16 protein-coding genes and 2 pseudogenes are annotated in these 22,197 nt (G+C 24.1%); 11 read left to right on the forward strand and 7 right to left on the reverse strand.

All coding sequences use genetic code 11. The annotated features are described in order from the left end of the window. Nucleotide 1 precedes the first annotated feature (1 nt). The 4 genes and pseudogenes from cysG to RJT32_RS02155 form a co-directional block, all read right to left on the reverse strand. The gene (gene cysG, locus RJT32_RS02140; RefSeq protein WP_343154101.1) at nt 2-1,414 is read right to left on the reverse strand and encodes a siroheme synthase CysG; all 1,413 of its coding nucleotides are present in this window, start codon (nt 1,412-1,414) and stop codon (nt 2-4) included. 45 nt (nt 1,415-1,459) lie between these two features. Further along, a pseudogene (locus RJT32_RS02145) lies at nt 1,460-2,201 on the reverse strand (phosphoadenylyl-sulfate reductase). Nucleotides 2,202-2,210: 9 nt separating this feature from the next. Then, the gene (gene cysI / locus RJT32_RS02150; protein WP_343154102.1) at nt 2,211-3,914 is read right to left on the reverse strand and encodes an assimilatory sulfite reductase (NADPH) hemoprotein subunit; all 1,704 of its coding nucleotides are present in this window, start codon (nt 3,912-3,914) and stop codon (nt 2,211-2,213) included. Beyond that, nucleotides 3,914-5,722: an assimilatory sulfite reductase (NADPH) flavoprotein subunit gene (locus tag RJT32_RS02155; protein WP_343154103.1), complete on the reverse strand. Its 1,809-nt coding sequence runs from the start codon at nt 5,720-5,722 to the stop codon at nt 3,914-3,916. Before RJT32_RS02155 ends, cysI begins: the two co-directional genes overlap by 1 nt. Nucleotides 5,723-7,365: 1,643 nt before the next feature. On the opposite strand from RJT32_RS02155, the gene RJT32_RS02160 reads away from it, so the two are divergent. Both RJT32_RS02160 and RJT32_RS02165 read left to right on the forward strand, forming a co-directional pair. Continuing rightward, nucleotides 7,366-8,004, forward strand: a complete 639-nt coding sequence (locus tag RJT32_RS02160; RefSeq protein ID WP_343154104.1) for a thioredoxin domain-containing protein — start codon at nt 7,366-7,368, stop codon at nt 8,002-8,004. A gap of 123 nt (nt 8,005-8,127) precedes the next feature. After that, nucleotides 8,128-9,003: a 5'-3' exonuclease gene (locus tag RJT32_RS02165; RefSeq protein ID WP_343154105.1), complete on the forward strand. Its 876-nt coding sequence runs from the start codon at nt 8,128-8,130 to the stop codon at nt 9,001-9,003. Between the two features lie 24 nt (nt 9,004-9,027). Here the strand turns inward: RJT32_RS02165 and yihA are convergent, their stop codons facing one another. Further along, entirely contained in the window at nt 9,028-9,633 is a 606-nt protein-coding gene (yihA, locus tag RJT32_RS02170; RefSeq protein WP_343154106.1) for a ribosome biogenesis GTP-binding protein YihA/YsxC, read from the reverse strand. Between the two features lie 199 nt (nt 9,634-9,832). Between yihA and typA the strand changes: the two genes are divergently transcribed. Continuing rightward, nucleotides 9,833-11,659 (forward strand): translational GTPase TypA, encoded by a 1,827-nt coding sequence (gene typA, locus RJT32_RS02175; RefSeq protein ID WP_343154107.1) that lies wholly within the window; start codon nt 9,833-9,835, stop codon nt 11,657-11,659. A 145-nt stretch (nt 11,660-11,804) separates the two neighbouring features. On the opposite strand, the gene gmk is transcribed toward typA, so the two are convergent. Together gmk and ygfZ are read right to left on the reverse strand one after the other, a co-directional pair. After that, complete coding sequence (gmk, locus tag RJT32_RS02180; RefSeq protein WP_343154108.1) at nt 11,805-12,428, reverse strand: guanylate kinase; 624 nt, start codon at nt 12,426-12,428, stop codon at nt 11,805-11,807. A 93-nt stretch (nt 12,429-12,521) separates the two neighbouring features. After that, nucleotides 12,522-13,478 carry a tRNA-modifying protein YgfZ gene (gene ygfZ / locus RJT32_RS02185; RefSeq protein WP_343154109.1) on the reverse strand — a complete coding sequence of 319 codons (957 nt, stop codon included), beginning with the start codon at nt 13,476-13,478 and terminating at the stop codon, nt 12,522-12,524. Between the two features lie 139 nt (nt 13,479-13,617). Here ygfZ and prfB point away from each other — a divergent pair. The 8 genes and pseudogenes from prfB to corC all read left to right on the forward strand — a co-directional run bounded on the left by prfB (nt 13,618) and on the right by corC (nt 22,022). Beyond that, nucleotides 13,618-14,716 (forward strand): peptide chain release factor 2 gene (gene prfB / locus RJT32_RS02190; protein WP_343154110.1). Its coding sequence is split into 2 segments (ribosomal slippage): nt 13,618-13,692 and nt 13,694-14,716, totalling 1,098 coding nucleotides; the frame shifts between segments, so codons are not numbered across the junction. Nucleotides 14,717-14,724: 8 nt separating this feature from the next. Next, the gene (gene lysS / locus RJT32_RS02195; protein ID WP_343154111.1) at nt 14,725-16,239 is read left to right on the forward strand and encodes a lysine--tRNA ligase; all 1,515 of its coding nucleotides are present in this window, start codon (nt 14,725-14,727) and stop codon (nt 16,237-16,239) included. Nucleotides 16,240-16,283: 44 nt separating this feature from the next. Further along, nucleotides 16,284-17,531, forward strand: a complete 1,248-nt coding sequence (gene lysA, locus RJT32_RS02200; protein WP_343154113.1) for a diaminopimelate decarboxylase — start codon at nt 16,284-16,286, stop codon at nt 17,529-17,531. Nucleotides 17,532-17,647: 116 nt separating this feature from the next. After that, a pseudogene (gene lgt, locus RJT32_RS02205) lies at nt 17,648-18,426 on the forward strand (prolipoprotein diacylglyceryl transferase). Beyond that, nucleotides 18,423-19,217, forward strand: a complete 795-nt coding sequence (gene thyA, locus RJT32_RS02210) for a thymidylate synthase (protein ID WP_343154114.1) — start codon at nt 18,423-18,425, stop codon at nt 19,215-19,217. Before lgt ends, thyA begins: the two are co-directional and overlap by 4 nt. Before the next feature lie 71 nt (nt 19,218-19,288). After that, nucleotides 19,289-20,608, forward strand: a complete 1,320-nt coding sequence (miaB, locus tag RJT32_RS02215) for a tRNA (N6-isopentenyl adenosine(37)-C2)-methylthiotransferase MiaB (RefSeq protein ID WP_343154116.1) — start codon at nt 19,289-19,291, stop codon at nt 20,606-20,608. A 36-nt stretch (nt 20,609-20,644) separates the two neighbouring features. Further along, nucleotides 20,645-21,070, forward strand: a complete 426-nt coding sequence (gene ybeY, locus RJT32_RS02220; RefSeq protein WP_343154535.1) for an rRNA maturation RNase YbeY — start codon at nt 20,645-20,647, stop codon at nt 21,068-21,070. Nucleotides 21,071-21,161: 91 nt separating this feature from the next. Continuing rightward, on the forward strand, nt 21,162-22,022 hold the full coding sequence (corC, locus tag RJT32_RS02225; RefSeq protein ID WP_343154117.1) for a CNNM family magnesium/cobalt transport protein CorC: 861 nt from the start codon (nt 21,162-21,164) through the stop codon (nt 22,020-22,022). Nucleotides 22,023-22,197 lie beyond the last annotated feature (175 nt).

Here is a 22,197-nt window from a genome sequence, read left to right on the forward strand (position 1 = left end):
CTTATATTATTGAAGAAATATTTTTAATATTTTGAGTATTAGAAAAATCTTTAAACCATTCTAGTTTTTTATGTAATGCAACTACGTTTCCTATAATTAATAAAGATGGACTAACAATTAGTTTAAATATTTTGTCAATTTCATCCAATCGTCCTATAATTACTTCTTGATTTATAGTAGTACCTTGGCTAATAATTGCGATAGGAGTAGATTTTAAACGACCATGTAAAATAAGTTGTTTAGAAATTTCTAAAGCTTGTAAACGTGCCATATAAATCACTAATGTATAAGAAGAATCGGACAATATAGGCCAATTATTTTTAATATTTTTCATACATTTGTAACCTGTAATAAATACCACTCCTTCTGCATAATTACGATGAGTTAATGGTATACCAGAATAAGCGGATGCACCGATTCCAGCTGTAATTCCAGGGATAACTTGAATATTAATATTTGCATTTTTTGCGGCCTCTAATTCCTCACCTCCTCGACCAAATATAAAAGAATCTCCTCCTTTTAAACGAACAACTTTTTTACCTTGTTTAGCTAAAAAAATTAATAATTTTATTATTTTTTCTTGTGTAATACTTTTTATTCCAGCTCGCTTTCCTACATAAATACATTTTGCATCTCTACGAATAAGGTTTAATATATCTTGAGAAATTAAGTTATCATATAAAACCACATCTGCTTCTTGCATAACTTGCAAGGCTCTCAAAGTTAATAAATCACTATTCCCAGGACCAGCTCCAACTAAAATAATTTCCCCTATTAATGCATCAGGTTTATCAATCATTTTTTCTAAATTGCAAATAGCTTCTTTTTCTTTTCCATTAATAATATTTTGAACAAAAACACTATTAAATAATTTTTCCCAAAAACGTTTTCTTTCTAACAAATTAGAAAAACGTTTTTTAATTATGGAACGAAATTGTCCGGCAATTTTAGCAACATTTCCAAATCTTTTTGGAAACATTGCTTCAATTTTTTGACGTAATAACCGAAGTAGTACTGGTGCTGTTCCACATGATGAAATAGCTATTAATATAGGAGAACGATTTATAATAGAGGGAAAAATAAACGAACATTTTGATTGGTCATCTACTACATTCACTAATATTTTAAATTCACTACATTTTTTAAAAATTTTTTTATTTAATTCAGTGTTATTAGTAGCTGCAATGACTAAAAAAACATTTTTTAAATAAGATGTTTTAAATTTTTGAGAAATCCAAAAAACTTTTTTTTGAGATAATAAAGATTTAATTTCTGAGCATAAATTTTTTGAAATAATATTAATTACTGCATGTGCACTTAATAATAACTTTATTTTATTAAAAGCAACATCACCAGCACCGATTACCAGTATATTTTTATATTTTAAATCTAAAAAAATAGGTAAATAATCCACGTTAAATCCATAAATATAATGAAAAATTTATATAAATTTTAAAGTTTATTCTTTATTGTTATTATGCAATCCACATTCACGTTTTAAACCAAAAAATCGTGTTTCTTCTTCAAACATACCAGGCTCATATTTTTTAGTGGTATGTATATCTCCTACAGATACATAACCTTCTTTTAATAAAGGATGATTATCTAAATTATTGTCTTTAATATATTTATAAATTTCATGATTAGACCAATCTAAAATCGGTAGAATTTTAAATACTCCATTTTGAATAGAAACATACGATAAATTACTTCTACTCTTAGATTGTTGATGACGAAGCCCTGAAAACCATGTCTTTACTGATAGCTCTTGAAAAGCTAATTTCATTGGTTTGATTTTGTTAATTTTATTATATAAATCAATTCCTTTGATTCCTTGCTCCCATAATTTCCCATATCTTGCTTCTTGCCATGCTGGTGAAATCTTTGATCGAAAAACTTTTAAATTTAAATTTAATTTTGTTTTAATTTTATCAATAAAATGATATGTTTGAGGAAATAAATAACCTGTATCAATTAATATAACTGGAATTTTAGGATTCTGCTTAACTACAAGATGCAATAAAACAACTGACTGAATACCAAAACTAGAAGATATTATATGTATACTAGGTAATATTTTTAATGCCCAAGATATACGTTCTTCCGCTGAATATTTTGATATTAACATATTAGATTCAGACAAAAATTCTTTTTTTTTTACAATCTATAAGATTAATATTTTTACAATCAAAATAAGACATTTTTCGTTATTAACTCCAAAAATCATGAATAGGATTAATAATTTCTTTTACAATTTTTTTTCTAATAACAAAATCACCAAAATCTTCATTTTCTTTTCGATAAATAGACCAATTTTTTATTAAAAATTCCAAATGAACTAAAATTTCTTTTTCTGTAATATTTTCTTGGTATATTTTTGGAATTCTACTCCCAATTCTATTTCCACCTATGTATAAATTATATTTACCTATAGCTTTTCCAATTAAACCAATTTCGGCTAATAAAGATCTTCCGCAACCATTAGGACATCCTGATACACGTAAAATAATCACTTCTTTTTCTACACCATATTTTAACATGATATTTTCTACTTTAGTAATAAACATCGACAACATACGCTCTGCTTCTGCCATTGCTAACGGACAAGTCGGGAAAGAAACACAAGCCATTGAATTTTCACGTAATTTACTAATTTTTTTAATTAATCCATAAGCTATTGCAATTTTTTCAATTTTACTTTTATTTTCGCTTAGTATTTCTGATATAATGATATTTTGATTTGATGTAATTCTAAATTTTCCATTATGAATATTTGCAATTTTTAACAATCCCGACTTTAATAATTGATCTTTATTATCACATACACGTCCGTTCTGTACAAATATTGTTAAACTCCAGTTATTGTTAATATCTTTTTTCCAACCGATTTTATCTCCTCTAGTGGTAAATGAATAAGGACGAATCAATTCAAAAGTTATATTTGCTCTTGTTTCGACTTCTTTTTTAAATACATCTAATCCTATGTTGTCTATAGTATATCTAGTTTTAGCATTTTTACGATCGTTTCTATTACCCCAATCTCGTTGTGTTGTAACTATAGCTTTAGCAACAGATAAAGTTTTATCAATTGAAATATAACCTAATTCCAGAGCAAGAAAAGGCCAAGTTTTTTTATTTCCATGAACAATAGACAATCCACCACCTATTAAAACATTAAAACCAATTATTTTTTTCTTTTCGATAATAGCTACAAAATTCATATCATTTGCATATAAATCTACATCGTTGTCAGGAGGTATAACTACTGTTGTTTTAAATTTTCTTGGTAAATATGTTGTACCAAGAATAGGTTCCTGATCAGTACTAAAAACTTTTTTATGATCTAGCCAAATTTCAGCATATGCTTTTGTTTGAGGTAATAAAAAATTAGAAATTTTTTGAGCCCATAAATAACATTCCTGATGAACTGATGATTCCATAGGGTCAGATGTACAAAGAACATTTCTATTAACATCATTTGCTGTACCTAAAGAGTCTAAACCCATTTTATTTAATATTTGGTGAATATTTTTTAAGTTTTTTTTTAAAATACCATGCAATTGAAAGGTTTGACGATTAGTTAATCTGATAGTTTTATATAATGTATTATTTGTAGCAAAAGAATCAATTTTTAACCATTGCTTAGAGGATATAACCCCGCCGGGCAGTCTGCAGCGTAACATCATAGCATAACGAGGTTCTAATTTTTGTTCATTCCGTTCTACACGAAGATCACGATCATCTTGTTGATACATACCATGAAAACGAATTAATGAAAAATTATCTCCATCAAAACCATTAGTCACTTCATTTTTTAAATCATCAACAATAGTTCCTCGAAGATAATTACTATTTTTTTTAATATACTCTTCTTTAGTCAGAGTTAAAGATGATTTTTTAAAGTTTTTTATCATTAATATACATCTCTTTGATAACGTTTTTGTAAACGTAAATTATTTACAAACTCATTTGAACCTTCTAAACTCATATTACCATATTTTCTAATAACATATAGCAACGCTTTTTCAACATCTTTAGCCATTTTAGAAGCATTTCCACAGATATATATGTGTGCATTTTCTTTGATCCATTCCCATATTTCTTTTCCCTGCTCTCTTATTTTATCTTGTATGTATATTTTGTCTTTTTGGTCTCTTGACCATGCTAAAGTCATTTTAGTAAGCAAACCTTTTTTTAAATATTTTTGCCATTCTATTTGATATAAAAAATCTTCGGTAAAATTTTGATTTCCAAAAAAAATCCAGTTTCTTCCAACAGAACCATCATTATCTCGTTCTTGCATAAATGATCGATACGGAGCTATTCCAGTTCCCGAACCAATCATGATAATTGGTGTTTGTTTATTTTGAGGTAATCGAAAATTATCATTTTTTTCGATAAAAATTTTTAGTTTATCACCAATATTTAATAATTCTGATAAATAACCCGAAGCTCCACCTAAATGTAAATAACCAGAGATATTTTTTTTTATAACGCTAACTGTAATATGAATTTCATCATTATTTTCAGATTGCGATGAAGAAATAGAATATAATCTTGGAGTTAAAGGTCGCAAAATACTAACAAATTTTTGAGCAGAGATCTTACTAGGATAATCACTAATCATTTGAACTAAAGGAGTTATTTTTACATAACTTTCTAATTTTTTATTATCTACTATAATTTCTTTTAAAAATTTATTCTGTGTAATATCAGTATATTTATTTACAATATTTTTAGTATTATTAGTCAATTCAAAATTATTTTTTAAAGCATCAAAAATATTTTTATTTTTATTTTTAACCGTAACTATATCAGATGTATTTATAGATAATAATTTTAATATTTTATTTACTAAATCGCTGTTATTTTGATACCATACTCCTAATGCGTCACCAGGTGTATACTTAAGATTTAGATTGCTAATATCTAGTTCAATATGACGAATATCTTTACTTGAATTTCGACCTGTAATTTTTTGATTATTTAAAATAGTTGCTATAGCAGGTTTGTATTTTGTATATACACTAGTTTCACTATCAGAAACTAAATTTTTCTTTAAAAAAGATGAGCAAGGTGTAACTGTTTTATTAATTAAAATGAGCAGTTCTTTAGACCATTTTACATACTCTTCTTCATATTCAATATCAGCATCTAATCGATTAAGTAATTGTGTAGCTCCTAATTCACAAAATCGTTTATCAAAATCTTTTCCGGCTTGGCAAAACAAATCATAAGAACTATCTCCTAATGAAAATATACTATATTTGAGATTATCTAATTTTGGTGCTCTTTTAGACATAATAAATTTATACAAAGACAATGCTTCTTCAGGAGGCTCACCTTCACCTTGAGTTGAAATGATTAATATTAACAATTTTTCATCTTTTATTTTTTTAAAATTATAATCAGAAGAACTAATTAAACAAGCTTGTTGATTATTATCATTTAAATATTTATGAAGACGCTCTGAAAGAAGACGAGCATTACCAGTTTGCGAAGCTGATAAAATTGTGATTATGTTATTTGTTTTTTTTTTCTCTAAAGAAAATGTACTGGTTTTTGTTTCAACATTAGAAGAATTTTGATTAGCTAAATTCCAAAAATAACCTGAAAGCCAAGCAAATTGAATTGTAGAACCATTTTTTTCAAAATCTTTTAAAAAATCTATTTGCTCTAAGCTTAACGGAAACATAGAATTAAAAGAACTTTTATTCTGCATAGCACTCAATACCTAAATTTCGTTAAATTACAATAAATAATTTATGACCAATTTACAGAAATTATTAATTTTTATCCACTATTAAAAATAAAAGATTTTACAAATACAGATAAATATTTTACTTCTCTTTAATTGTTTATTAATTAATAATTTATTTACTTCCATTGCATTTTATAATTTAATTAATTGCAATTTTTATTCATATTTTGACATATTAAATAATTCAACTATCATTAAACACTATAAGACGAATTATGAAACTATCTTAATAAAAATTATTAAATCATAAAAAATATATTGATATAAACTCAAATACACTATAAAAAGTCTTATTTTAATTTTTCAAACATATACATAAACATACACAAATAAATAATCTTAAATTGTTTAATATCTCAAAAAAATAAAATTAAAATTTTTTTAAAATAACTTTTTACATTTTTAATTAGAAAATGTTGTTTTGTTTTTAAAAATTTTGTATCTGTATATATATTTAAAATCAAAATAAATTTTACTGATTTGTAAATTTAATAATACTCTAAATATCACTTTTGAATCATTAAAATTATTATTTTTTGTACAATTTTAAAATTTTTAATATTTTTTTTTAAATATATAATTAGTTTTTTAAGCATACTTATTACAATTGATTATAAGTGAAAATATAAGATAATAATTATTGTAATATTAATATTTTACTAGAAAAAATTTTATATAAATATTTTATTGTAATTTAAAATACGAATAAATCGTCGAACTTCAAAGCTTCAAATAATAATTTAATATTATTTTTAACATTTTCACTATGTTTAATTGTTGTCATCTTTTAGCTTTTAATTTACAAAAGTTATTATTTTGTTATAGGTATTATTATTTAACTGAATTATTTCAATGATTTGTAAACTTAAAAAATAATAAAATTTTTCAATTTTACATTTATCTAAAATATATATTGAAAAATATTGATTTAATAATTTTTATCTAATCTTTAATAAAATTTTATACGATAATTATGTATAAAATATTTTTTTAAACAAATAAAACAAAATAATTAACTGTAATAGTGTGTACGATATTTTTATTATTTTAAAGTGTATAGAATTATTTAGTTACATTAACATTTAAAAAAATATAATATTTAACAATTTTATTTTTTTATTTCAAAAATTAATTTAATAAAATTATTTGAATTATACTCATTTAAAGTATATTTTAAAAAAATATTTATCTGTAATAACACTCAAAAATAATCGTATAAAACAACTTTTCTATAATAATTTATTTTAAAAATATTCATTTTAATTTAATTATACACTGTAATAAATTTTCTTAATTTTTCTAATTTAGAAATATATTTTCTATTGTCATAAAATTCATAAAATCATCTAGTTTTATAGAAAAAATATATTTAGATATTGAATTTTAAAAAAAATACTATTTTAATTAGAATAAATAGGAATAAACACTAAAAAATAAAGTTATTTTATAATTTAATATATTATTAACATTAAAATTATTTAAATGCATCTTGATTTTTAAAAAAATATTAAGATACACTCATTTAGTAACAAAACATTTTTTTGAAATAAATTATTTGAAATAATATTAATCACCGAATAGTCAAAAGTAAATTTGGAATAAAAATGAAAAAAATATTAATTTTTTTGTGTAGTATACTTTTTTCTTATACTACTTTAGCTCTAGAAATCACTAATACAAGAGAATATAATATAAGAAAAAAATATATTCCTAATACTCCTAAAATAATGCAATTTTTTTCTTTTTTATGCCCATACTGTTATAATCTCGAAAAAACATATCATATAAGAAATTTAATAAAAAAAAATATAAATAAAAATATCAACATAAAAACATATCATGTTGATTTTTTAGGGGATAAATTTGGAAAATTTTTAACAAAAATATGGATAATAGCTGAACAAATAGGAGTTGAAGAAAAAATCATTATGCCTATTTTCAAGGAAATTCAAGAAAATCATACAATAAGTAATATTGATAAAATTAAAAATATATTTTTAAAAAAAACTGGGATAAGTATAAAGCAATATAATCAATTTTGGAATAGCTTTGTTATACAAATGTTAATCAAAAAAAATGATAATGACATAAAAAAAACACAAGTAAATTATGTTCCATCTATATTAATCAATGGTAGATATACAATTGAATATTCCAGGTTAGAAATGTTATTTAAAAAACAATTTCCAAAAAAATATATAGAATTAATTCAATTTTTATTATCAATAAATAATAAAAATTAAATTTTTATATCAATTAATTTCATACAATATAATTTAATTACAGTAAAGTATCGATTAATTCAAATTAATTGAACAATTAACATTATATTTTTATTAACATTTTTCACAACTAATAAGAAAAAAATGTATTACGCACAAAAAAAACCAGTTATTATAATAGATGGTACTTTATATTTATATCGATCATATTTTACTTATCAATATTTTAAAAATGATCAAGAAAATCCATATGGAGCAATATATGGAATATTAAAAACAATAAAAAACATTTTATCAAAATACTATAATTCAAAAAAAATTATTGTTATGTTTGATTCATCTAAAAAAACATTTAGAAATCAAATATTTAATGAGTATAAAAAAAATAGACCTAAAATGCCTAACGAACTTTATATTCAAATAAAACCTCTTTTTCATATATTAAAAGAGATTGGAATTAAAACCTTAAGTATTCCTGGGGTGGAAGCAGATGATATTATTGGAAGTTTTGCTCATAAAGTAGAAAAATCTGGAGAACAAGTGTTAATTATCAGTAACGATAAAGATATGATACAACTTTTAACAAACAATATTAGTATATTCAATACCAGCAATAATACAATTATTACCCCAAAAAAAATACAAGAAAAATATGGTATTTATCCTAAAGAATTTATTGATCTTTTAGCTCTTATGGGAGATAAATCTGATAATATTCCAGGAATTCCTAAAATAGGTATAAAAACTGCTTTATTTTTACTTCAAAAATTTTCAAATATTCAAAATATTTATAATAATCTTGAAAAAATAAAATTTTTATCTCTAAGAAATGCTAATAATGTTTCAAACCAACTGAAAATATATAAAGATACTGCTTTTCTTTCATATAAATTAGCACAAATAAATATAAATGTTCCTATCTGTATAAATTCTGATGATATTATTTTAAAAAAAATCTCTTTATATAAATTATCTAATATGATTAAAGAATATAATATTACACAAAAAAAATATTTATAAAATATCTATTTTATAATTTACAAATTATTGATATTTTTTATACCAACTATTTAATTGAAACTGAAGCTTACGAATTCCAATTTTTTTAGATGATGAAAAAAATTCAATTTGAAATTCTTTTAATAAAACTTGTAATCTTTTATATACAGTTTGAAATTGTATTTTTTGCTGGCTTAATGTAAGCTTATCACATTTAGTTAATAATATAAAAACAGGTATATTTTGATCTAAAATGATATTAATAATATTTTGATCATAAACTTTCAAAGGATTTCTAATATCCATTAATAAAACTAAACCTTTTAAAAATTTTCTGTTTTTTAAATAATTATATATTAATTTCTCCCACTTTAATTTGATTAATATCGGACATTTGGCATAACCATAACCAGGAAGATCAACTATTCTAAAATTATTAATAACTTGAAAAAAATTAATTAGCTGAGTAGAACCAGGTGTTTTACTGCATCTAGCTAATTTTTTTTGATTTGTTAAAGCATTAATAGCACTAGATTTTCCTGAATTAGAATACCCAATAAAAGCAACTTCAATTCCATATTCAATATTTATCTTGGAAATTTTAGAAACACTTTTTAAAAAAAAAGTTTTATTATAATCTATAATACTCAAAATTTAACCTTAACTTTTACAATTAAAATTTATTAATATAATCTATTTATATGTTTAAATTTATAGGTAACATTAAAATATATTTTTTTGTTCATTAATAGCAACAATAATCCTCACGAATTTAATCTTTTCTAATATTTTATCAAAAAAATCTAAATTATATCCATATATTTTTAAATGAAATTTTTAAGGAATCAAAATGCATCAAAAAATAAGAAATATTGCTATTATAGCACATGTTGATCATGGAAAAACAACCCTAGTTGATCAACTATTACAACAATCAGGAACTTTTGGAAAACATGAAGAAAAAACTGAACGTATCATGGATTCTAATGATCTAGAAAAAGAACGAGGTATTACAATATTATCTAAAAACACCTCTATAAAATGGAAAGAATATAAAATCAACATTGTAGATACACCTGGTCACGCAGATTTTGGTGGTGAAGTAGAAAGAGTCATGTCTATGGTAGATTCAGTATTGTTGGTAGTAGATGCTCTAGATGGGCCTATGCCACAGACGCGATTTGTCACTCAAAAAGCTTTTAAATATGGTCTTAATCCTATTGTAGTTATTAATAAGATTGATAGAAAAAATTCTCGTCCTGATTGGGTTGTAGATCAGGTATTTGATCTATTTGTCAATTTAGACGCGAACGATAAGCAACTTGACTTTCCTATAATATATACCTCTGCAATTTATGGAACATCTGGTGTTAATTATCGTCAACTAGAAAACAATATGACACCATTATATGAAGCAATTATTAAATATGTACCCGCTCCCAATGTTGATCCTAACGAAAAATTTCAAATGCAAATTTCTCAACTTGATTATGATAATTATCTAGGGTTAATAGGTGTTGGTCGAGTTAAGCAAGGTCAGATAAAAAATAATGAACCAGTAACTATCATCAATTATCTAGGTAAACATGCAAATGGAAAAATTAATAAAGTATTAAATTATTTTGGAATAAAACGAATAGAAGTAGAAAAAGGAGAAGCTGGAGATATAATTGCAGTAACAGGTATTAGTAAATTAAATATATCTGATACAATTTGTCATCCGGAAAATTTAAAAGCTTTACCTGTATTAAATATTGATCAACCCACAGTTAATATGTTTTTTTTGGTAAATACATCTCCATTTTCTGGTAAAGAAGGAAAATATATTACATCTCGTCAAATATTAGAAAGATTAAAAAAAGAAACGATGCATAATGTCGCATTGCAAGTAAAAGAAACAAAAGATGCTAACATTTTTTCTGTATCTGGACGAGGTGAATTACATTTGTCTATATTAATTGAAAATATGCGACGTGAAGGATTTGAGTTACAAGTTTCTCGACCAAAAATTATCTTCCGAGAAAAAAATAATATTATAGAAGAACCATTTGAATATTTAACTTTAGACATTGAAGAAAAACATCAAGGTAATATTATGAAATTTGTAGGAGAAAGAAAAGGTGAGCTAAAAAATATAATTGTAGAATCAAATAAAAGAATACGTCTTGAATATGTTTTATCAAGTAGAGCATTAATAGGTTTTCGTTCTGAATTTATGAGTATTACTTCTGGAACTGGAATATGTTATACATCTTATAGTCATCATGAAAAAAAACAAGAAAATGATATTGGCCAAAGAAAAAACGGTGTTTTAATTTCAAATGGAACAGGAACAGCTGTAGGATTTGCTTTATTTAATTTACAAGAAAGGGGAAAACTATTTTTAGGTCATGGAAGTGAAGTATATGAAGGACAAATAATAGGACTTCATAATCGATCTAACGATTTGACTGTAAATTGCTTAACAGGTAAAAAATTAACTAATATGAGAGCATCCGGAACTGATGAAGCTATAGTCTTAACTACTCACACAAAGTTCACTTTAGAAGAAGCATTATCTTTTATTAATGATGATGAATTAGTTGAAATTACCCCTCATTCTATACGACTTCGAAAACGATACTTAAAGGAAAACGAACGAAAAAAATCAAATAGAAATAAAAATCACTTCAATTAAAAATATTTAATTTTAATACTTTTATTAATTATATAATTCTATTTGATCAATAGAATTATATAAGTAACTTTAAAAGAAAAAATTTATTTATATCAAATAATCAAAAAAAAAATAGTTTAAAATCGTGTTTTTAATAAAAAAAATATTAAGTATTTAATAATTGAGAAATTAATATGTTGTGTTTCTTTTTTTGGTGAAATAAGCATAAATGTTCAGCAATAATAATAGTTTTTAAATCACTTATAGCTTTTTTAAAATCATCATTAATAATTAAATAATCATACTCTGAATAATGATTCATCTCATCTACAGCTTTTTCCATACGTTTTGAAATTACTTTATCGCTATCTTGACCTCTTTCTCGTAATCTTTTATATAATATATCTTTAGATGGAGGCAATAAAAAAATACTTTTTGAATTAGGTACTTTATATCGAATTTGACTAGCTCCTTGCCAATCAATATCAAGAAAAACATCAATTCCAGAAAGCAACATTTTTTCAATAAATTCACGTGAAGTTCCGTAGTAATTATTAAATACTTTAGCATATTCTAAAAAAGACTTCTGTTTAATCATAACTCGAAACTCTTTTTTAGATATAAAATAATAATGTTTTCCATGAGACTCACCAGGTCTCATAATCCTAGTTGTATGAGATATAGAAACTTGAATGTTGTATAAACATTGCGTTTCAAGCAATCCTTTAATTAAGCTAGATTTTCCTGTTCCACTAGGAGCTGAAATAATAAAAAGAATACCTTGTGACATAATGTTTTTAAAAGTATCTTCTAAAGTTTTTAATAAATATTTTAATTAATATAAAAATATTATATGTATGTAAAAATTTTATAACATACAATATTAATTTTTAACTAAAAAAATTTTTTTAAATCCGTAAATTCTAAAATTATTTCGAATATTAACAGATTTATTTAAAACGGCTTGTACCCAAATTTCATTATAATGAACATGAACTATTGCTAATAAAAAACCAATTCTAAACCATTTATCTAGTACTTTTGTTTCTATAATAGACCCGACTTTAGGATGTATTGTTCCTTTGCTAAATAATAAATATAATGCATGTCTATTTAAATCTTTATAAAAAACTTGAGCTATTATTTCTTGACCATAATAACAACCTTTATTCATGCTAATAGCTTTAAACTTATCTAAATTAATAGATTGTGGTAAAAATTTTTGAGACATATTTTTTTCAATAATTGGGTATCCGGCTTCAATATCTAACAAAATCCATTGCTTACTATTATTTAATAAAATATTTTTATTAATTTTTTGTTTAAATAATAAAAAATCTGTTAAGGATAAAACTAATAAAAATCGTTCGCATGGATTTTTAAACCAAAGTATAGACGTGTCTTTATCAAAAACAACTGGATCTTTATAATTGGGTATTTTTACAAATTGTTTTGACAAAAATAATTTAGAACCATTTCCAGATAATCCTAATAAAAACACATTATCTAATTGATATATTTTAACTTTTGAAAAAATAGAATATTTTTTAAATTCTTTAATTTGTAAATTAGATAAACTCTTTTTTATAATACAGGCATATCCTTTTTTATAATGAAATAACAACATAGTACTATATACTTTTCCGTTTAAATTACAATGTGCGGATATTTGATATTCATTTTGTTTTAAATAGTTCATATCAATTGTTAATTGATTTTGAAGAAATTTTTTACTATCAAGACCATTTATATAAATAATAGACCATTCTTCAAGAGAAATTAATGTTAAAGGTAATTTATCCGAAGAATAAACAACGTTTTTTGGAAAATGAAATAACATTATTATTTCTCCTAAATACAAATCAAAATATATCAAGTAATAAATAAATTTATATGATTAAATATATAATAAAAAAACTAATTTTTATATTTAGCTTAAAGCTATTACTTACAATTAATCTTAGAAGAATAATAAAATTATGATAGATATTTATACAATAAAAAATCAAATTATAACACTAAATCATCGGAAAAATGATTTGAAGAGGTATCTTTGACTATAATTCAAAAAAATCAAGAATTTCAGAAATAAATTTAGAATTATTAACACCTAATGTATGGAAAATACAAAAATCTATACATCAATTAAATAAAGAAAAAAACTTATTAAATATAATTGTTGATAATCTTAATAAAATTGAAGATAAATTAAAAGAAATTAATATTTTTATAGAATTAGCCGAAGAAACAAAAGATAATATGCTCATAAAAGATATTATTATAGAAATAAAAAAAACAGAAGAAAAAATTAAAAAACTTGAATTTTACCGTATGTTTTCAAAAAAACATGACAACTGTAATTGTTATATTGATATACAATCTGGATCTGGCGGGATAGAAGCACAAGATTGGTCAAAGATGTTGTTAAAAATGTATTTAAAATGGTCTGATAAAAAAGGATTTAAAACTGAAATTATTGAAGAATCTCATGGTGAAATAATTGGCATTAAATCTGCTACAGTTCAAATATTTGGAGAATATGCTTTTGGATGGTTAAGAACTGAAACGGGAATTCACCGTCTTATCAGAAAAAGTCCATTTGATTCTGGAAAAAGAAGACATACTTCATTTAGTTCAGTTTTCATATATCCAGACATAGAAGAAAAAGTTAACATTGAAATTTGCTTATCTGATTTAAGAATAGATGTATATAGAGCTTCTGGAGCAGGAGGGCAGCATGTAAATCGAACAGAATCTGCTGTTCGAATTACTCATATACCTACTAATCTTGTCACTCAATGTCAAAATAATAGATCTCAACATAAAAATAAAGAACAAGCAATGAAACAAATGAACTCAAAATTATATGAATTAAAAATGCAAAAAGAGAGAAAAAGACAAAAAAAAATAGAAGATAGTAAATTAGATATTAGCTGGGGTAATCAAATACGTTCTTATATACTAGATCATTCAAAAATTAAAGATCTTAGAACTGGAATAGAAAAATATGATACACAATCAGTATTAAATGGAAATTTAGATGATTTTATTGAAGCAAGTTTAATATCAGGACTATAGAGGCGAAAATGTTAAAAGAAAAAGATTTATTAAATAAAATAAACAATGAAAAAACAATAAGAAAAGAAAAATTAATTGATATGAGAAACAAAGGATTTTCCTATCCAAATAATTTTACAAAAACTATAAATTCTAGAAAAATTCATATGCTATACGGACATCATACAAGCGAGGACCTTAAAAAAATCAATATTGAAATTTCTATTGCAGGCCGAATGATACAAAGAAGAGTAATGGGAAAAGCTGCTTTTTTTATATTAAAAGACATAGAAGGACAAGTACAAATATATGTTAAAGAAAAAACAATAGAATACGAATTGTACCATAATCATTTTAAAAAATGGGATATTGGAGATATTTTAGGTGTACATGGTTTTTTGTTTAAAACAAAAACAAAAGAATTATCTATTTATGCTACGAATCTAATAATACTTACAAAATCCTTAAGATCTTTACCTGATAAGTTTCATGGGCTTTCTAATCAAGAAAAACGTTATAGACAAAGATATTTAGATCTAATTAGTAATAATCAACTATATAATATATTTAAAACCCGTTCAAATATAATTCAATTAATTCGAAAATTTATGTTAGAAAATGAATTTTTAGAAGTAGAAACTCCTATGCTTCATAATATTCCTGGTGGTGCTTCTGCACGTCCTTTTGAAACTTATCATAATGAAATAAATAAAAAAATGTACTTAAGAATAGCACCTGAATTATATTTGAAAAAATTAATTGTTGGAGGATTTGAACGTATTTTTGAATTAAACAGAAATTTTAGAAATGAAGGTGTTTCCTCTAGACATAATCCAGAATTCACCATGATGGAAGCATATATTGCCTATTCCGACTATCAATATATGATGAAATTTACAGAACAATTGCTAAAAAATATCATAAATACTTTATTCCAAAATAATCAAATTAAATATAAAGAACACGATCTAAATTTTGAAATACCATTCTCTCGATTAACTATGAGAGAAGCTATCTTAAAATTTAATAAAAACGTTTGTTTATCTGATTTTAAAGATTTAAAAACAATTAAACAAACATCAAATAATATTGGTATAAAAATAGATGAAAAATGGAGTATAGGTGAAATAGAAAACGAAATTTTTGAACAAACAGTAGAAAAAAATTTAATTCAACCTACTTTTATCACTGAATATCCAGTAGAAATTTCTCCATTAGCTAGACGTAATAATATCAATCCAAATATCACTGATAGGTTTGAATTATTTATTTCTGGATATGAAATAGGCAATGGATTTTCAGAATTAAATGACGCAGAAGATCAAAAATATAGGTTTTTAAATCAAATAAAAACAATAAATAAAGAAAAATATGAACACATTTTTTACGATGCAGACTATATAGAAGCATTAAAATATGGACTACCTCCAACCTCAGGATTAGGCATTGGAATTGATCGTTTAATAATGATATTAACTAATCAAAAAAGTATTCGAGAAGTTATTTTATTTCCTACTTTACGTCCATTTTTAAAACAGAAATAATCTTTTTAAAACAATTTATATAAATTCTAAATCATGGAATAAAAATGCCTCAATTAATCGATACAACTACAAGCAATCTTAATATTACAAATATCCAATTATTAATAAAAAAATATCAATCTCCATTTTGGGTCTATGACTCAAATATAATTTATAATCAAATTAAATTATTAAAAAAATTTGATGTTATTAGATTTGCCCAAAAAGCTTGCTCTAATATTAATATTTTAAAATTAATGAGAAAAAATAATTTAAAAATAGACGCTGTATCATTAGGAGAAATAGAACGTGCTATACTAGCTGGATTTAAAAAAAATAGCAATGAAATTATTTTTACTGCAGACTTATTCGATGAAGCAACATTGTCAAAAATTATTGAATATAATATTCCAGTAAATGCAGGATCATTAGATATGTTGGAACAATTAGGAAGTCTCTCTCCGGGTCATCATGTTTGGTTGAGAATTAATCCTAGATTTGGATACGGACATAGCAAAAAAACAAATACTGGAGGAGAAAATAGTAAACATGGAATTTGGAACCCGCATTTAGCAATACCTATTATAAACAAATACAAATTAAAATTAATAGGTTTACATATGCATATTGGTTCAGGGGTAAATTATAAACATTTAGAAAAAGTATGTCATGCTATGGTGAAAAATGTAATTCAAATAAATTCAAAAATAACGCATATTTCTGCAGGAGGAGGGTTACCAATACCCTATAAATTCAATGAAAATCCTATTAATATAGAAAAATATTTTACTTTATGGAATCAAGCAAGACAAAAAATTTCTAAATTTTTAAACCAATCAATTCAACTAGAAATTGAACCAGGAAGATTTTTAGTTGCAGAATCAGGAATATTAGTTTCTCAAGTAAGAGCAATTAAAAAAATGGGCAATAAAAATTTTGTTTTAGTTGATGCAGGATTTAATGATTTAATGCGGCCTACAATGTATGGAAGTTATCACCATATATCTGTTGTGCCATCAGATGGAAGAAAAATTCAAACAAATCAAACAATCGACGCAGTAATAGGAGGTCCATTATGCGAATCAGGCGATATATTTACACAACAGGAAGGAGGCAATATAAAAACTAGAAAACTACCTTTTGTTAAAATAGGAGATTATTTAATTTTTCATGATACAGGTGCATATGGTGCATCAATGTCATCTAATTATAATAGCAGACCGCTCATTCAAGAAATATTAATAGAAAATAATACTTTTAAAATTATTAGAAAAAGACAAACCATTCAAGAATTATTAAGCTTAGAACAATAATATATTTAATCAATACTTATCAAAAGAGAATTAAAAAAAATATGTATATTAATTTACCAAAATTTAATCCCATTATTTTTTCTATAGGACCATTTTCTGCACATTGGTATGGTTTTATGTATGTTATAAGTTTTATCTTTGCACTTTTTTATGGGAAAAAACTACTAAAAAAAAAATAAATATAATTAAAATTGAACCATTTTTATATATTATTTTTTTAGGTTCTTGCATTGGAGGTCGAATAGGATATATAATTTTTTATAATTTTTCATATTTTTCTCAACATATCTTACGTTCATTCTATATCTGGGAAGGGGGAATGTCATTTCATGGGGGGGTAATAGGAGCAATTATAAGCATGTATTATATTTCTATAAAAAATAAAATTCAAATTTTTATCATTTCTGATTTTATAAGTCTTCTAATACCTTTTGGTTTAGGTGCTGGAAGATTAGGAAATTTAATTAATGGAGAATTGTGGGGGCGTATCGCGCCTAACTTTCCATATTCAGCTTTTTTCCCTCATGCAAAAAATCAAGATCTAAAATTAGCATTAAAATATCCTAAATTACAATTAATACTGGAAAAATATGGAGCATTACCTCGTCATCCTTCACAAATTTATGAGTTTATTTTAGAAGGTGTTTTACTATTTCTAATAATGCACTTATTCAATAAAAAAACTAAACCGATAGGAAGTAGTAGTGGTATTTTCTTATTCAGTTATGGAATATTTAGAATTATTGCTGAAATATTTAGAGAACCTGATCCCCAAATTGGGTTAATTTTAAATTATCTCACAATGGGCCAAATATTATCAATTCCTATGATTATATTCGGGTTAATTATAATATTTCAATCTTATAAAAAACCATCAAACTTTGAGATATTATGAAAAAATATTTACAATTAATAAAAAAAATAATTAAATATGGAAAACCAAAAAAAGATCGAACTGAAACAGGAACGTTATCTATTTTTGGGCATCAAATTAGATTTAATTTAAAAAATGGTTTTCCACTTCTTACTACAAAAAAATGTTATATACCTGCTATTATTCACGAATTATTATGGTTTCTTAAAGGAGATACGAATATTAATTATCTCAATAAAAACAAAGTATATATTTGGGATCATTGGGCTGACAAATTTGGGAATCTTGGACCTATTTATGGAAAACAATGGAGAAGTTGGAATTCATCAGATGGTTCAAAAATTGATCAAATAAAAAATGTAATAAAACAATTAAAGAAAAATCCAGATTCTCGAAGGATACTGGTATCTAGCTGGAATGTTGGTGAAATAAATGAAATGTCTTTACCTCCTTGCCATGTGTTGTTTCAATTTTATGTATTGAACAATCAACTCAGTTGTCAATTATATCAGCGTTCTTGCGATGTTTTTCTTGGCTTACCATTTAATATTGCAAGTTATGCAATACTTATCCATATGATAGCACAACAATGTAATTTTAAAGTTCATGAATTAATATGGACAGGTGGTGATATTCATTTATACCAAAATCATATTACATTAGCAAAAAAGCAATTACTTCGAAACCCTCGAAAATTACCACAATTAATAATATTAAATAAACCAAATTCATTATTTAATTATATTTTTGAAGATTTTAAAATTATTAATTATAATCCTTATCCTCCCATTCCTGGTGAAATATCTATTTAAAAATAAAAACTTTAAAATTAATTTATTTGAATACAGTATTTTAACATTCCAACTAAAATTTATATAATAAAATGAAATATATATATATTAAAACATGGGGTTGTCAGATGAATGAATATGATTCATCCATGATAACTAGATATTTAGAGAAAACAGGTGAATATTTAATTACTCAAAACCCTGAAAAAGCAGCTATTTTAGTGTTAAACACATGTTCAATAAGAGAAAAAGCTCAAGAAAAAGTTTTTCATCAATTAGGAAGATGGAAAAAATTAAAAAACCAAAATCCTGATGTTATAATTGCTGTTGGAGGTTGTGTAGCAACACAAGAGGGTAAAGAAATTTTTAAAAGAGCTAACTATGTAAATATCATATTTGGCACTCAAAGTCTACATAAATTACCTCAAATGATCAAAGAATCAGAACAAAACAAAAAACTTATTATTGACATTAGCTTTCCACAACTAGATAAATTTAACCATGCTTTACCAGCGAAAAACAATGGGTATACAGCATCTATTTCAATTATGGAAGGATGTAATAAATACTGCTCCTTTTGTGTAGTGCCATATACAAGAGGAAAAGAAATCAGCCGACCATCTGACGATGTTTTATTTGAAATATCACATTTAGCTGACAATGGTGTAAAAGAGATTAATTTATTAGGTCAAAACGTAAATGCCTATCAAGGACCAACCTTTAATGGAAAAATTTGTTTTTTTTCTGAATTATTACGATTAATTTCAGAAATCGATGGTATTCAAAGAATTCGATTCACTACAAGTAATCCACTTGAGTTTAGTGATGATATTATCGAAGTTTATAAAGATACGCCAAAACTAGTTAGTTTTTTACATCTACCTGTTCAAAGCGGATCTAATAAAATATTAAAACTTATGAAACGATCTTACACTATAGAGGAGTATGAAAAAATTATTGAAAAATTAATTTTAGCACGGCCAAATATTCAAATTAGTTCTGATTTTATTGTTGGTTTTCCCGGGGAATCTAAAGAAGATTTTAAACAAACTATAGATTTTATAAAAAAAATTAATTTCGATATGAGTTATAGTTTCATATATTCAAATCGACCAGGAACACCGGCTTCAGAAATGAAAGATGATATTGATCTTCAAGAAAAAAAAGAACGTTTATATATATTGCAAAACTGTATTAACCAACAAACTATGTCTTGGAGTCGAAGAATGTTGGGGAGTATACAATCAGTATTAGTAGAGGGTGCATCAGAACAAAATTGTATGAAATTATATGGAAAAACAGAAAATAATAGAATTGTAAATTTTTATGGATCATCAAAAATAATTGGCCAATGTATTCCAGTCAAAATTAATAAAGTACATACTCATGTATTACATGGAAAATTATTATAAAATGAAAAAAAAAATCATATTATATTAAATATACAAATCAATTGTAAAAACAAAAAAAAAATACCAAAAAAAAATATGTTTGAAAAATGGATAAAAAAAATTGTATATAAAAAAAACATTAAAATTATTACAATTAGAATTGTAGATGAAGAAGAAATAAAAAATTTAAATTTTAAATATCGAGGAAAAAACTATCCAACAAATATCTTGTCTTTTCAATTCGACTGTTTTATACACAAAAACATTGAATTATTAGGAGATCTAGTAATATGCAAAACAATTATAGAAAAAGAATCTATACAGTATAATAAAACATTAGAGTCTCGTTGGGCACATATGATTATACATGGAACACTGCATTTATTGGGGTATGATCATAAAAATTATCAAGATCAAAAAATTATGGAAAACATAGAAAATAAAATTATGTCATCTTTAAATTATAATAAACCATATTTATAAAAAATAATTATTGTCCATAAAAATGATTTTAACTTAATATTTTATAACATAGAATAATAAAATATATTTTAAAAATAGATAACTAAATATTATGAGTGGAAAAGATGCGGAAAATTCAGAAAAAATTAATAAAAAAGGTTTTTTTTCTGTTTTATTAAATCACATATTTCATGATGAACCTAAAAATAGAGAAGAATTACTCGCATTAATTAGAGATTCGGAACAAAATGAACTGATTGATCAAGACACATGTGATATGTTAGAAGGTGTTATACATATTGCAAAGAAAAAAATTAAAGAAATTATGGTGCCTAGAACACAAATGATAATATTAAAACTAAATGATAACTTAAATAAATGTCTTGATATTATTTTAGAATCTGCGCATTCACGATTTCCAGTAATGAATAGTGATAAAAACTATGTAGAAGGATTTTTGATTGCAAAAGATTTACTACCATTTATGAGAAACTCAAACAAAGATTTTCATATAAAAAATATATTAAGGCCCGCTGTTGTTGTACCTGAAAGTAAATATGTAGATAGAATGCTGAAAGATTTTCGTTTAAAAAGAACACATATGGCAATAGTCATAGATGAGTTTGGAGCAGTTTCCGGATTGGTAACTATAGAAGATATTCTTGAACTAATAGTTGGAGAAATTGAAGACGAATATGATGAAGAAGAAAAAGCAAATATTCGAAAACTAAAAGAAGATATATTTTCTATTAAAGCATTGACAGAAATTAAAGAATTCAATGAATTTTTTAATACTCATTTTAATGATGAAGAAGTAGATACTGTTGGAGGATTGGTAATGAAAGCATTTGGACATTTGCCCAGTCACGGAGAAAATATAAATATCAATGGATATAATTTTGAAATATCTTCAGCAAATAGCAGAAAAATAATACAAATACATGTGACTATTCCAAAGAAAACTCTAAAATAATATAAAAATAAAATATTTAGGTGTTTATTTATTTTCTATTTATTATCTTAAAATATTTTAATAATATTAATTAACCTAAAAAATTTATTCACATTAAAAAATAAATTTCTAATTTTATATTAAAATTAAATTTAGAATAAAAAATTTTATTTGTTGTTACAAATATAAAAATTAT

Origin of the sequence: Buchnera aphidicola (Aphis aurantii), assembly GCF_039388985.1 — a bacterium.
In the GTDB taxonomy this organism is placed as follows: Bacteria; Pseudomonadota; Gammaproteobacteria; order Enterobacterales; family Enterobacteriaceae; genus Buchnera; species Buchnera aphidicola_BL.

Coding starts and splice junctions, on each gene's coding strand:
- gmk (WP_343154108.1), bottom strand. CDS start 12,428: ATGTCACAAGGTATTCTTTTTATTATTTCAGCTCCTAGTGGAACAGGA.
- ygfZ (WP_343154109.1), bottom strand. CDS start 13,478: ATGTTATTTCATTTTCCAAAAAACGTTGTTTATTCTTCGGATAAATTA.
- typA (WP_343154107.1), top strand. CDS start 9,833: ATGCATCAAAAAATAAGAAATATTGCTATTATAGCACATGTTGATCAT.
- RJT32_RS02165 (WP_343154105.1), top strand. CDS start 8,128: ATGTATTACGCACAAAAAAAACCAGTTATTATAATAGATGGTACTTTA.
- lysS (WP_343154111.1), top strand. CDS start 14,725: ATGTTAAAAGAAAAAGATTTATTAAATAAAATAAACAATGAAAAAACA.
- thyA (WP_343154114.1), top strand. CDS start 18,423: ATGAAAAAATATTTACAATTAATAAAAAAAATAATTAAATATGGAAAA.
- corC (WP_343154117.1), top strand. CDS start 21,162: ATGAGTGGAAAAGATGCGGAAAATTCAGAAAAAATTAATAAAAAAGGT.
- RJT32_RS02160 (WP_343154104.1), top strand. CDS start 7,366: ATGAAAAAAATATTAATTTTTTTGTGTAGTATACTTTTTTCTTATACT.
- miaB (WP_343154116.1), top strand. CDS start 19,289: ATGAAATATATATATATTAAAACATGGGGTTGTCAGATGAATGAATAT.
- RJT32_RS02155 (WP_343154103.1), bottom strand. CDS start 5,722: ATGCAGAATAAAAGTTCTTTTAATTCTATGTTTCCGTTAAGCTTAGAG.
- cysI (WP_343154102.1), bottom strand. CDS start 3,914: ATGATAAAAAACTTTAAAAAATCATCTTTAACTCTGACTAAAGAAGAG.
- lysA (WP_343154113.1), top strand. CDS start 16,284: ATGCCTCAATTAATCGATACAACTACAAGCAATCTTAATATTACAAAT.